This is a genomic window from Virgibacillus xinjiangensis, assembly GCF_042643145.1.
GTDB classification, from domain to species: domain Bacteria; phylum Bacillota; class Bacilli; order Bacillales; family Amphibacillaceae; genus Virgibacillus_O; species Virgibacillus_O xinjiangensis.
In genome coordinates this window covers 1-13,366 of record NZ_JBHRSA010000029.1, presented here as the reverse complement: position 1 = coordinate 13,366, position 13,366 = coordinate 1, and the positions used below count along the sequence as shown (strand labels likewise).

The following is a 13,366-nucleotide window of genomic DNA, read 5'->3' as shown; positions in this document are numbered from 1 at the left end:
CCACTTATGGTTGGAGCGTTTTTCTGTGGGTGACAATGGAAGACTTATAAGAATAAAAGAAGCAGGACTGGTATACGTATAAAGAGAATGAGGGCATCAGTCTTCCTATGTGCCAAATCAGACGCTCCTGGCCATTGCCATCTATATAATACAAATCACAATTAGCAGCAAAAGGCAATTTACTAATCTGTCGAATCATAGTAGAATAGATAGTGATTTGCAATCCAACAAAGCCGTCTATGAATATAGTACGGCTGATTTCATTAAAGGAGTTTATTCATATGTCTAAAAAGAATGAGCCTCAAACGCGGGCAGTACGACATAAAAAAAGAAAAAGAAAGCTCCGGAAGCGGGCTTATTTCATATTCATTCCGCTTATCGCAATGATAGCAGTGGCCGGCTATGCCGGATACCTTTATATAAAAGCAGACACCGTATTATCCGATTCCTATGTCGAGCCGGAACGGGAAAAATCCCCGCTTCGAGACGCGGAAGTCGACCCAAGCATCGATAATGTCTCCGTTCTGATCATGGGAGTCGATTCCAATAAGCATCGTGACAATGCAGAAAGCGCAAGGACAGATGCTCTGATGCTCGCCACCTTCAATAAAGAAGAGAAAAGCGTCAATCTATTGAGCATCCCACGAGATTCCCTGGTCTATATCCCAGAAGTAGGGTATGAAGACAAAATCACCCATGCCCATGCATTTGGCGGACCAGAAGCAACCATTGAATCGGTAGAAAACCTGCTGGATATCCCGGTCGATTACTATGTCAAGGTCAACTTCCATGCCTTTGTCGATGTAGTGGACGCCCTTGGAGGAATTACTGTAGATGTTCCATATGAGTTCACCGAATCCAACTCCATGGATAAAAAGGGTTCCATCCACCTGATGCCGGGAGAGCAAAAGGTCGATGGGGAAGAAGCACTGGCACTTGCCCGTACTAGAAAATTGGACAGTGACATTGAACGAGGCAAACGACAGCAGCAAATTCTGAAAGCCGCTATGAAGAAAGCAACCAATGTCAACTCTGTGCTCAATTATGATGAAGTACTGGAGGCTGTCGGTGATAACATGAGCACCGACATGACCTTCAGCGACATGAAGACGTTCATCTCCTATGGGACCAACGGTAAAGGGGTGGACATCAACACCATAACCTTGAAAGGGTATGATTACCAGCCAGCAGGGACTTATTACTATGCATTGGATCAGACATCTCTTCAAGAAACCAAAACATTGCTGCAGGACCATTTGGAAATCAGCAATCCAATGGTAGAAAACGATTCAAGTGCCAATGAGCATGCTGAACCAGCAACAGAAGAAGCCCAAGGCTATTAAAATAGCAAGCTGCCAATCTTTCAAATGATTGGCAGCTTTTTTGTGTAAAAGAAGCATCCTGTTCGTGCTACGGCTTTCAAGTGATCTGGGTAGAGCTGTTGTTCATGAAGTGAAAGAGGATGTTTTTCTGATGTTTCTTATCCAGTTTCAACCTTACACCCGCTACTGTGCGCTCCCCCTTTCTCGAACCTGTTCCCTCCTACAAGCTGTTTGCATAATATCCCTTTGTTTGGTTAAATAGCTACTATACCAATTATTCTGTCGAAATACGTCATCATATTCAATGCGTGAGACTATATGTTTATGGGAATGTTATTGGTAAATAACATGTAAATAATACATAAGAGAAAAGGAATTTTTTTATGACCTGGTATGTATCGTACACCGTCATTTATTTTATTTTGATGTTTGCAATGGGATTTTATTATTTCTTTAAAATCCGGACGTATGAGGATTACTTGATCGGGAGCTGGAATACCGGCTTTTGGCCGATTGTGGGAACCATCATCAGCACATGGTGCGGTGCAGCTGTGTTCATCGGATGGATGGGCATGGGTTTCACGGTCGGGCTTTCCGGCTTCTTCAAATTCGCCCTTCCCGGCATCTTGTTCAGTCTGCTGCTGATCGTTGTTTTTGCTGCGCCGCTGAGAAGGCAGAAGCTCTATACGATCGCCGACTTGTTCGGAGAGCGTTTTGGAGGCAGATCGGGAATCATTCCATCACTGCTTTCAGCGATTATTTATTCCGTACCAACATTAGCCCTGCAGATGGTAGGTCTGGCTTCTATTTTCACTATCACATTGGGGTTGGAAACTAATATAGCCATCACCCTTTCCTTTGTCCTTATGCTTGGCTTTACCATTCTGGGCGGTTTGCCGGCAACGATCATCACGGATGCCCTCCAGTCCATCATTGTGATTATAGGGATCATCGTGCTGGCAATTGCCAGCCTCAATTATGCCGGAGGATTGGAGAATATTCTGGCCAACACGCCACCTGAGTACATCAGCCCGCTCGGCCCGGACGGCCTGTCGGAAATTTTGCTGTATGCTTTATCTGTCGGTCCATTCTATGTGGTATGGCAGTCTACCTGGCAGCGAATTTTCGCCTCCAAAAGCGAAGCAGTGGCCAAGAAGGCTGGTGTCACCGGCTTTGTCATTGCGGGTGCCATTTCCTTCCTGCCCTTTTCCATTGGCGTCATCGCCCGGCAGTATGTACCTACCGACATGGACCCAGACCTGATTTTTTCCTATGTGACGGCCGACCTGCTGCCGCCTGCGGTTGGGGGGATTGTCTTTCTCGGCTTGATGGCTGCCCTCATGACCGGTGCGACTTCTTTTATCCTGCAGGGGAGCTCGAACCTGACAAGGGACCTATACCAGCGGCTGATGAAGCCGGAAGCCGATAACAGGCAAATGCTGCTGGTCGCTCGAGTGACCGTCGTCATCATCTCTGTACTCGGACTGATTGTTGCCTTTTTCGTCACCGATATCGAGACTGCCTACCAATGGGCACTCCGGCTGACCGCAACCGTCATGCTCTTCCCGTTCCTGGCAGTCATGTTCTGGAGCAAAGCAACCAAAAAAGGGATGATTTGGAGCATGATTCTGGCGCTTATTGCAACGCTCAGCTGGCCATTCTTGAATATCCCGATGGACCATACGGTTTTCGGCTTTTCGGTATCACTGCTCAGCCTGATCATCATCAGTCTTCTGACACAGCATGATGAATCTGAACAGGTCCGTGCGGTTTATTGGGAGGATCTGAACTCTGCAGGCAATGGAAAAATAGAATAAAAACCAGGCAAGGAGAGAGAGAAATTGAACAAGATTGATTTAATCATTAAAAATGCTTCCATATTGACCTTGGATGAACGGAACACATATGCTGGATCAGTTGCCGTAGGGGATGGCAAAATTGTCCACATCTGGCCGGAAAAGTACCCTTCTTTGAAGGACGAAGAAATCGCAACAGATGCACAAGTGGTAGATTTGGATGGCGCAACGCTTATCCCGGGATTCATCGACACACATAACCATTTGCTGATGTATGCCCAATTCCGCAAACAGGCCAATTGCAGTTCTCCACTGAACAAAAATATCGCGGAAATTCTCCAAAAGCTGGAAGACCAGAAGAACAAAACCCCGGATGGTGAATGGGTGCTTGGCTGGGGATATGATAATACATTGCTCGAAGAAAATAGGCATCCCACTCGTCAGGAGCTCGACACCGTATCATCCGAGGTGCCGATCCTGATCAGGCATACCTCCGTCCATTTCGGTGTAGCCAACTCGAAGGCACTCGAAATTGCCGGGGTGGACGAGTCGACAGCAGACCCATTCGGCGGGCGCCTCGGTAGGGATGAGGACGGCAGGCTCAATGGCGTATTATATGAGCTACCTGCACTAGGACTTGTCCAGTCCGCCCTCCCTTCCCCGTCCATGGAGCAGTTGGCTGACTATATTGGTGAGGCCACAGAAGATTATCTGGCGGAAGGGATTACCACCAGCTCGGACGCAGGTGTAGGCCTAGATATGGGACTGTCTGAGTTTGAGGCCCATCTGGAATCATTGAAAGAGGGAAAAAATCCGCTCCGTATGCGGTTCATGGTCCTTCATCACCTGTTGGGCAATGATGGAAAATTCAGCGATTACACAGCGAAAGATCTGGATGAACTGATCCGTAAGCGCTCGAATGACCGCGCCAAGCTGGATAGTGCCAAGCTCTTCCAAGACGGCTCCATTCAGGGACTGACTGCCGCACTTCGCGAACCATATCATACCGAGCCTGATATCATGGGAGATTTGCTGCATAAGCAAAACGAATTCAATGAAGAAGTGCTGGATCTGCATAAACGCGGGTTCCGGATCGCCACCCATGGAAATGGCGACCGGGCAATCGAGTCGATTATCGATGCTTATGAATATGCGCTGAAACAGGAGCCCCGGGAATATCATCAGCACCGGATCGAACATCTCCAGACAGCAAATGATGTGGATTTTAATAGGATGATCGACCTGGATATAAAGGCATCATTCTTTATCAATCATATTTATTATTGGGCGGATCGCCATAAGCGCTACTTCTTGGGGCCGGAGCGGACCAAGCAGATGAACCCATTGGCAGATGCCGAGGAAAAAGGTTTGCTCTATACCCTGCACTCCGACTGCCCGATCACGCCGATCTCTCCGCTCTTTTCCATATGGATTGCCGTCAACCGCCAATCCATGGAAGGTGAAATCATGGGGGAAGACCAACGCATCAGTCCGTTGAAAGCACTGAAAACCATGACCATTGACGGCGCCAAATTGAACTTTGAAGAAGACGAACTCGGAAGCATCGAAGTCGGCAAACTTGCTGATTTCGCCGTTCTCGACGCCGATCCAACCCAAATAGATCCTTTGAAGATCAAAGATATCAATGTCCTTGCCACTTATATCAGCGGCAAAAAGGTTTATGAGAAAGAAATGTAAAACAAAGCAGCCGATCCTATCTAAAGGATCGGCTGCTTTGTTGATATAGAGCTTATATAGGGACCGGCTCCTGACAGAGCTTCTCTGAAATCGGAACTTCCTTGGCACCTTCAAAACATGCTAAATCAATATCTTCCACGCAACCTCCGCAGGCCGGAAAGAATCGGCTGCCTGTTGAGGTAAGTCACGCCAGCCAGTTCCGCAATCAGCTGAATCCCCAGTATTATGGCGGCAAATATCATCAAAGATGACAGCAAGGTCGCACTGTTGAAGATGATGGCCATGATACCGAAGAAGGTGCTGAAGCCATATAGAATCAAAACGGATTGCCGGTGGGAATACCCCATATCCATCAGTCGGTAATGAATATGCTTGCGATCTGCTGTAGCAATCCCCTGATTATTCATCGCCCTCCTGATGATTGCAAGAACCGTGTCCATGACCGGAACAGCAATCACAATCAATGGTACAAGAAAGCTGAAGAACGCAACATTTTTAAAGAGACCGAGCATTGCTACTACGGAAATGGAATACCCAAGAAACAATGCCCCCGTGTCCCCCATGAAGATTTTAGAGGGATGGAAATTATGATACAAGAACCCGAGCGAGCTTCCTATCAGGATGATGCTCAGGCCCACAACTATCAATCTAGCATCCATCACAGCCATCATTAGAATACTGGCAAACCCAATGGCTGAAATGCCTGCTGCCAATCCGTCCAATCCATCGATCAGATTGATTGCATTGGAAGCGGCCAAAATCCAAAAAACCGTCAAGAAGATTCCAAAGAAATCACTGAAATAGACCGTGCCCATAAATGGTATCGTCAGCTTTTCAATGATCAATCCAGAAGAGACCACCACAGAAGCTGCGGCAATCTGCCCAAACAGTTTATAAATGGCCCGCAGTTCGAACATATCATCGAGCATGCCCGTCAATAGCATGATGACCGCCCCGATAATAACCGCGTTCATTTCCGGGGAAACTGGCTGCAGATAGATAAAGCCAGCCGCCACACCAGCAAAGATGGCCAGTCCGCCCATACTCGGCTTTGCCCCATCATGCTGTTTTCTGCACCCATTCGGCTGATCGATCACCTTCAGCAATACAGCTAATTTTATAATAAGCGGTGTACCCACAAATGCAGTACCGCATGAAATCAAAAATGCTATGAACAATTCCGTTGTATTCCACATAGGCCCACCTGCTTTATTTTTTCATTATTATCATCGTTCATTCTATCATAATTTATGCTGTTGTATAGGTATCTATTTATAAATAGACTAATATAAGTAATCATAAACCCCAAAAAAACCAGCACTTCTGAAGAAGTGCTGGTTAGATAATTATCGATATTGTGCAATATTAAATTTGAACAGTGGATTATCCAATAGACCATACATACCCTTGATATCTTCTACCTGCTTTGTTGCCCAGGCTATATCAGTTGCATATTGCGGGTAACCTGGATTGGCTGGATTCCAGCGCATTTTATAGAGGGTATCCTGATTGTAATCATTATGGATATATCTTCCACCAATGAACTCAGCACCGCCAATAATAGCATCCTCTGGAGTAAACCACTCTTCTTCATAAGCACGTATTGCTCCTAATCTTACTGGATCACTGTCGGCTGCTCCGATACCAAACATATTATAAGTCGATTCTATGTCGGTCAACCTGTTACGGTTCTCTGCTGTTACAAGAACAGGCTCTTCTATGCTGTTTAAACCGACTTCTATTCCGTTGGCTAATGTAGAGGTGCCATTGCCTGTTTCATGCAAAGCATGAGAAATGAGGTATATTTCGTTAACGGAATGCTCTCTACCGCCTTCAATGAATGCTTGTCCTGTCTCATCTAAGATGCCCTTGCCTGATAAAATGTTGTTCAAAGAGCTGGCAGAAACACCTGCACTGGATGATAATTCCAGATGTTGAAAAATATCATTGTTATCAGGGTTCAGATAATACTCCACCTCGCTGCGAGTAGGGTTTCTCCACGCGTTATAAGCAATCTCATACCAGGAACCATTCTCGCTCAGAATATTGAGGGTCTCTCCTTCATCAAGAACCCCGTAGATATGGCTGCTGGAGCTTGGTTGTGCTCTGACATTCAATTCATCTGATGTTTTTGCTAATTGCAGACCTCTGTCAACCAGAGACGTATGGGCGTATAGAGTCTCTCCCTTATAAGTAAGCTCATACCAGCTTGTATCCCCGGAAACAGGATCCCCATTAACTTCCCTGGCAACATCCACAATTGTTCCTTGAGAAAGTGTATAGGCTATGTTCCCAGTTTCCAGTCTTGGTGATGTACGAACATTCACCCTAATACCAGAAATAGCATCGAATTCCGTTACATCTACGTAATCACTATGGACATAGGCAGGTGCATTCCTATATGCGTCTGTCTGTTGGAGCTGATTCAGCTGCACATTCAATGCTTCTTCCATAGTGACGTCATATTGGGTATAGGTCACCTCACTCCTGGCCTTTTCCTTCTCCACTTCTTCTGACAATTTAGCGAGCGTCACTTCGTCTGCCATTCCGCTTACTTTGAGACCATAAGCTTCCTGAAAATCTTCTACAACACCAGCTGTAATATTGCCGTAGTACGGTGTCGGATCGGACCAGTTGGCAAAGCCAAGAATTGTCAAGTTTTCCTTTAGTTCCACAATATGACTTCCGCTATCTCCATCCTGGTATGCTTCATCAAAGACTGCATTTATTTTGGATAGTGTTACATCATCTGCAATCCCACTTTCTCGTAATCCATAATAAGCTTGAAACTCTTCAACGACACTGGCAGTTACATTTCCATAATAGATACTTGGACTAGACCAGTTGGCAAAACCTAAGCGGACCAGATCTTCTTTCAGTTCCACTATCGGCTCCCCTCGGTCCCCATTTTGGTACGGAGGATTCAATACTTCCGTAATTTTCTCACGGGTAGGTTCGTCTGCTATACCTGTTACAGGCAAATCATAATAATCCTGGAAATCCTCCACTACTCCTGCGGTAATGCTGCCATATACCGGGCTGGGACTCGACCAGCTGGCAAAACCTAAGCGGACCAAATCTTCTTTCAGTTCCACTATATGTTCACCACTGTCACCCTGCCTATACCGTTGTGCTTCAACTAATGCTTCTTCCATCTTAGTCAGAGTGGATTCTCCGGCAATTCCATCTACTGTGAGATTATAATGCTGCTGGAAATCCTCTACTACTCCAGCTGTTACACTCCCATAATAGATACTTGGATAAGACCAGTTGGCAAAGCCTAGCTCTACCAAATTCGCTTTCAATTGAACTATCGCTTCTCCTCTGTCGCCATTTTGATAAGGAGGATTAAGCACTTGGGAGATTTTGTTCCGTGTGGCTTGATCTGCCATACCAGTTGCAGGCAATCCGTAATAATCCTGGAAATCCTCTACTACTCCAGCCGTAATACTTCCATATACCGGGCTTGGGTCAGACCAAGCGGCGAAACCTAACTCTACCAAATCTTCTTTTAGTTCTACTACATGATCGCCGCTATCTCCTACCTGATAGAGCGGACCTTGTGTTAGAGCTTCTTCTATCTTGGTCAAAGTTGCCACGCCTGCTATTCCGTCCGCAGTCAAGCCATAATGCCGCTGGAAATCTTCTACTACCCCGGATGTTACACTCCCATAATAGATACTAGGGTTGGACCAGCTGGCAAAACCAAGCTCAACCAGATCTTCTTTCAATTCGACTACTGGTTCGCCCCTATCCCCATTTTGATAGGGAGGGTTAAGAACTTGTTGCATCTTATTTCTGGCAGTTTCATCTGCTGTCCCTGTTACAGGCAGTTCATAATAATCCTGAAAATCCTCTACCACTCCAGCTGTAATGGGTCCATAATAAGGACTTGGATCATTCCAGGAGGCGAAACCTAGACGAACCAGGTCTTCCTTCATTTCGACTATGTGTTCACCACTATCTCCAATCGTGTAGCGCTGAACTGCCATAGACCTCATCATAGACTGTGAAGATTCTTCTTCCATACTCTGGGAGCCTTCAACCTGAGTTTCTGTGACGCTGTCTCCTTTTGAATCCTCTTCTGTTGTAGATTGATTCCGTTGTTGATCAGAGTCAATCTCTTCTGTTTCATCAGAAGTAGAGTCACTTCCTTGTTTTTGTACTTCTTCCTCTGAAACTGACTTCTTAATTTGTTCTTCATCTGTTTCAATTGTATTAGCTTCGTCTTCTTCCTTTACAGGTACTTCATCTGTTTCCGTCGTAGTTGCTTCATTTGTTTCGGTTACAGTTTCTTCCTCTGTCTCCGTTGTAGTTGTTTCTTCGTCTGTTTCTGTCACATTTTCTTTTTCCGCCTTAGTATCGGCTTCCTCATTCGACTGTACTTGTGAACTTGTCTGCTCTTCAATCTCTGTTCCCGGCTTCTGTTCCTCAGCTTGAGCTGCAAACGGAAGGAAGGAAAGGGAAAAGATTGATAATAGTAGTATAAGTACAAGATTAGTAGATTCCTTATACTTCACTTTAAGTACACCTCCTTAAATGTAAAATTTACCACAGACTTATAGTATAAGAGGTACAGGTGAAAATGCAATATATCCACCGGCAATATTTACATAAATTTGACAAAATACTACTTTGTCCCCGTTATTTCACCTATTGAAGACGAATAGATGTGATATGCAGTTTATAAAAGAATGAATCGAGGTAATACTATATAGCGATTCATACAAAGGAGAGATAATGAATGATAGTCGGTTTCATGAGAAATAATCGTAAACCATTTAAAATGGTCAGACTATTAGCTAAGGCTTGTGCTTACTATGATATTGACCTTGTCTATTTCCATGCAAAAGATATAGATCTAGAGAAAGAGATCATCCATGGGAAGATGCTGATCAACAATAAATGGATCACGAAAGAAATTTCGCCCCCTCCTTTTGTTGATATCTCTCCTTATTGTTTTAAGTATGAAGAGGAATTTCAATTCTTGAAAAAGAACAGTCTGTTATCAATTACCGAAAATATCGGTTCAAAAGAACAAGTCTATAATGAAATAAATAAGGATGGGGCTTTTGCAGATCTTATCATCCCTACGGAGAGGGGTTCCGATTTTGATAAATTCTATAATTTCCTCCTCCGGAACGGTACTATCGTCATTAAGCCTGCCAAGGGAGTAAAAGGGAAAAATGTCTTTATGTTATCTGGTTCCGGTAAAGTATACACCTTGAGCCGCCAGCAGACCGAGGATCATATAACCAAAGAAGAATTGCACCATTTCTTTACAAAAGAAATACAAGATAACGACTACCTGTTGCAAAAGTACATTCATTCCAGAACAATCACGGGAGATCCATTTGACTGTCGTATCCGGCTAGAGAAGGGTGAACAAGGAAAGTGGAAAACGGTAGTATACTTGATTAGAGTAGGAACCAATCAAAAGGTTATTTCCAATACTTCACAAGGTGGAAGTGTCAGTAAACTAATTCCTTTTCTAGAAGCAAATTTCCCTGAGAACAAGGACAATATTGAAGCCTCTATAAAGGAGGTTGCCGCCAAACTGCCTTATAAGTTGGAAGAGATATACAACCAGGATTTTGGAGCGTTGGGGTTAGACATAGGAATTGATACGGATGGAAAACTCTACTTATTCGAAGTGGAAACCGGTCCGGGGACGGAATTCGGCACCGGGGAAATTGCTTTAATTAAACCGGATTATTATAACTATATTCTCCAAAAGATAAACTCCAATAAAGAATAATGCATCTATGCATATGCATAGATGCATTATATAAAAAGAGATGAGAGTGCAGCCTCTCATCTCTTTTTATAAGCAATCTTATCTTCTCGATAAACCATAGCTTTGCGCTATAGCATCAGCGGTGATTTGGGCAAGGTTTGTCCGGTTGTAGGACTTGCTTAGATAATCATTCTCGAATGTGTTATCTATAAACATGTACTCCAGAAGGATAGCCGGCATGTCTGTATTTCTTAATACACTGAAATTGGCCTGCTTTTTCCCTCTGTCACCAACCGGAATTCTGTCGACTATATATTCATGAATATCATTCTGTCTGTTGGTTGTTTCATTGGATGCTCCGCCATCATAGATATAGGATTCAAATCCACTGCCAAGCCCCATCCAAGCGTTAACATGGAAACTTACAAAGTAATCAGCATCCCAATTGTTGGCCATTCGGGCGCGTTCTTCCAGCTCCACAAAAACATCGTCGGTACGGGAAAAATGTATTTCTGCTCCAGTGTACTCATCTCTAAGTATTTGGCCAGCTTCGAGAGCAATATCAAGTACGATATCTTTCTCGTCTAATCCATAAGCCTGAGCACCTGGATCAGTCCCTCCGTGACCAGGATCCAAAAATACTTTCACTATATTATCTTCGATGGTCTGCAGTGTGATATCATCAGCTGTTCCTGTAATGGTCAGCCCATATGCTCTTTGGAAGTCTTTGACCACACTGGCGGTGATATTTCCATAGTATGGAGTTGGATCACTCCAGTTCGCAAACCCTAAGGTTGTGAGATCCTTCTTCAGTTCTACAATATGTTCCCCACTATCTCCTATAGAGTAGAGATTATCCAAAGCCTCTTCTATGTTTGACAACGTAGCACTTCCGGCAATACCGTCAACAGTAAGGTCATAGTCGCTCTGAAAATCTTCTACGACACTTGCAGTTACATTGCCATAGTATTGGCTTGGACTGCTCCAGTTTGCGTATCCAAGTTCCACTAAATCTTCCTTAAGCTCAACTACCGGCTCACCACGATCTCCGTCCCTGTATGGCGGGTTTAGCACCTCGGAAATTTTATTTCTTGTAGCGACATCTGCAATCCCTGTTATAGGCAGGTCATAGTAAGATTGGAAATCTTCCACCACACCGGCTGTGATACTACCGTAGTATGGACTTGGATTTGACCAATTGGCAAAGCCCAGTTGTACCAGGTCCTCTTTCAATTCTACGATATGATCGCCACTGTCTCCATTTTGATAGAGAGGATCTTGCTCCAGTACTTCTTCTATTTTTGTGAGCGTGTTGCTACCTGCAATGCCATCTACCGCAAGTCCATAGCTTCGTTGGAAGTCCTCTACCACTCCAGCTGTGACACTGCCATAATAAATGCTTGGATTTGACCAGTTCGCATAGCCTAACTCAACCAGATCTTCCTTCAAGCTCACTACCGGTTCGCCTCGGTCTCCATCCATATAGGGAGGGTTCAGAACTTGGCTCATCTTATTCCTGGTAGTACTGTCTGCAACACCTGTTACTGGGAGATCGTAATAATCTTGAAATTCCTCAACCACTCCACCTGTAATATTGCCATAGTACGGACTCGGATCCGACCAACTGGCAAAACCCAAGCGCACCAGGTCCTCTTTCAGTTTGACAATATGATCGCCACTGTCTCCATCACTGTATCGGGATGTTTGAGAAACACTTGCAACGCTAGTATTATTATCATTTTGGAGGGCATCTTCTAATGCAGCCAGCGTTTTCGCTCCAGCAATCCCGTCAACGGCAAGCTTATGTTCTTTCTGGAAGTCCTCTACCACTCCAGCTGTGACACTGCCATAATAAATGCTTGGATTTGACCAGTTGGCATAGCCTAACTCAACCAGATCTTCCTTCAAGCTTACTACCGGCTCACCACGGTCTCCATACATATATGGCGGATTCAGAACCCGTTTCATTTTATTTCTGGTGGCACTGTCAGCAACTCCAGTTACTGGGAGATCATAATAATCCTGGAAATCCTTCACTACTCCGGCTGTAACACTACCGTAGTATGGACTAGGGTCTGACCAGCTGGCAAAACCCAGGCGAACCAAGTCCTCTTTGAGTTCCACAATATGATTGCCGCTGTCTCCGTCACTGTAACTAGGCTCAGAGAGTGTCTGCATCATTATTCGGGACTTAGGTTCTGCTTCAGAATCCTCGTTAGTTTCTACAGCTATATCAGAATCTGCTTGCTGACTTTCTGTCCTTGTATCCCCTGCTTCGGAATTCTCCTCTTCTGAATCCTCTATAGCAGTTTCATTCTCTTGTGCATTGGAATCTTCATTGATATGTTCTTCGTCTACTTCTGTGGTTTCATTAGTATCTGAGGGATGATCGAAAGAGGAATTTTCCGTTGCTTCATCGTTCTCTATTTCACTGGAAACTTCACGATCCGAATTATCAACACTAGTACTCTGTTCCTCTTCCTGCAGCTCTGCCTCTAGGTCTTCTGTGTTTGCTTCTGTAATTTGTGGACTAAAGTAAAATAGAGAAAATGCTAGTAACATAATGGTTAGAATCATAGAATTTCTTTTCTTCACTTTAGCTTCACCTCCTTGTTATCCAAATTTATACTCTTATAGTATCGGATAAAACATACTAGAATTCAATAGTTAATTTGTCAGGTTTTGTCAAATCTTTATGAATTTCGTCATTCCTTGAATAAAAAAAGGAAGCATCCAACATGCTTCCCAGCTTGTAGAGAAACCCTGTGTTTTTCTACAAGCTTTTTTTCTTGCCTCCAGGAGCACAGACCATT

General features: G+C 44.4%; 7 protein-coding genes. 4 read left to right on the top strand and 3 right to left on the bottom strand.

Going from position 1 to position 13,366, the window contains the following annotated elements; all coding sequences use genetic code 11:
- Positions 1-281: 281 nt before the first annotated feature.
- From ACFOGI_RS06875 to ACFOGI_RS06865, 3 genes are all read left to right on the top strand, one after another.
- Complete coding sequence (locus ACFOGI_RS06875) at positions 282-1,343, top strand: LCP family protein (protein ID WP_390270467.1); 1,062 nt, start codon at positions 282-284, stop codon at positions 1,341-1,343.
- 362 nt (positions 1,344-1,705) lie between these two features.
- The gene (locus ACFOGI_RS06870) at positions 1,706-3,139 is read left to right on the top strand and encodes a sodium:solute symporter family protein (RefSeq protein WP_390270465.1); all 1,434 of its coding nucleotides are present in this window, start codon (positions 1,706-1,708) and stop codon (positions 3,137-3,139) included.
- Between the two features lie 24 nt (positions 3,140-3,163).
- Entirely contained in the window at positions 3,164-4,816 is a 1,653-nt protein-coding gene (locus tag ACFOGI_RS06865) for an amidohydrolase (RefSeq protein WP_390270462.1), read from the top strand.
- Positions 4,817-4,941: 125 nt separating this feature from the next.
- On the opposite strand, the gene ACFOGI_RS06860 is transcribed toward ACFOGI_RS06865, so the two are convergent.
- Both ACFOGI_RS06860 and ACFOGI_RS06855 read right to left on the bottom strand, forming a co-directional pair.
- Complete coding sequence (locus tag ACFOGI_RS06860) at positions 4,942-6,012, bottom strand: MraY family glycosyltransferase (protein WP_390270459.1); 1,071 nt, start codon at positions 6,010-6,012, stop codon at positions 4,942-4,944.
- Between the two features lie 150 nt (positions 6,013-6,162).
- Entirely contained in the window at positions 6,163-9,336 is a 3,174-nt protein-coding gene (locus ACFOGI_RS06855; protein WP_390270456.1) for a peptidoglycan-binding protein, read from the bottom strand.
- A gap of 224 nt (positions 9,337-9,560) precedes the next feature.
- Between ACFOGI_RS06855 and ACFOGI_RS06850 the strand changes: the two genes are divergently transcribed.
- A complete protein-coding gene (locus ACFOGI_RS06850) occupies positions 9,561-10,574 on the top strand; it encodes a YheC/YheD family protein (protein ID WP_390270453.1) in 1,014 nt (337 codons plus the stop codon).
- A gap of 78 nt (positions 10,575-10,652) precedes the next feature.
- Here ACFOGI_RS06850 and ACFOGI_RS06845 read toward each other — a convergent pair whose 3' ends face one another.
- Complete coding sequence (locus ACFOGI_RS06845) at positions 10,653-13,148, bottom strand: peptidoglycan-binding protein (protein WP_390270450.1); 2,496 nt, start codon at positions 13,146-13,148, stop codon at positions 10,653-10,655.
- Between the last annotated feature and the right edge of the window lie 218 nt (positions 13,149-13,366).

Coding starts and splice junctions, on each gene's coding strand:
- ACFOGI_RS06875 (WP_390270467.1), top strand. CDS start 282: ATGTCTAAAAAGAATGAGCCTCAAACGCGGGCAGTACGACATAAAAAA.
- ACFOGI_RS06870 (WP_390270465.1), top strand. CDS start 1,706: ATGACCTGGTATGTATCGTACACCGTCATTTATTTTATTTTGATGTTT.
- ACFOGI_RS06860 (WP_390270459.1), bottom strand. CDS start 6,012: ATGTGGAATACAACGGAATTGTTCATAGCATTTTTGATTTCATGCGGT.
- ACFOGI_RS06850 (WP_390270453.1), top strand. CDS start 9,561: ATGATAGTCGGTTTCATGAGAAATAATCGTAAACCATTTAAAATGGTC.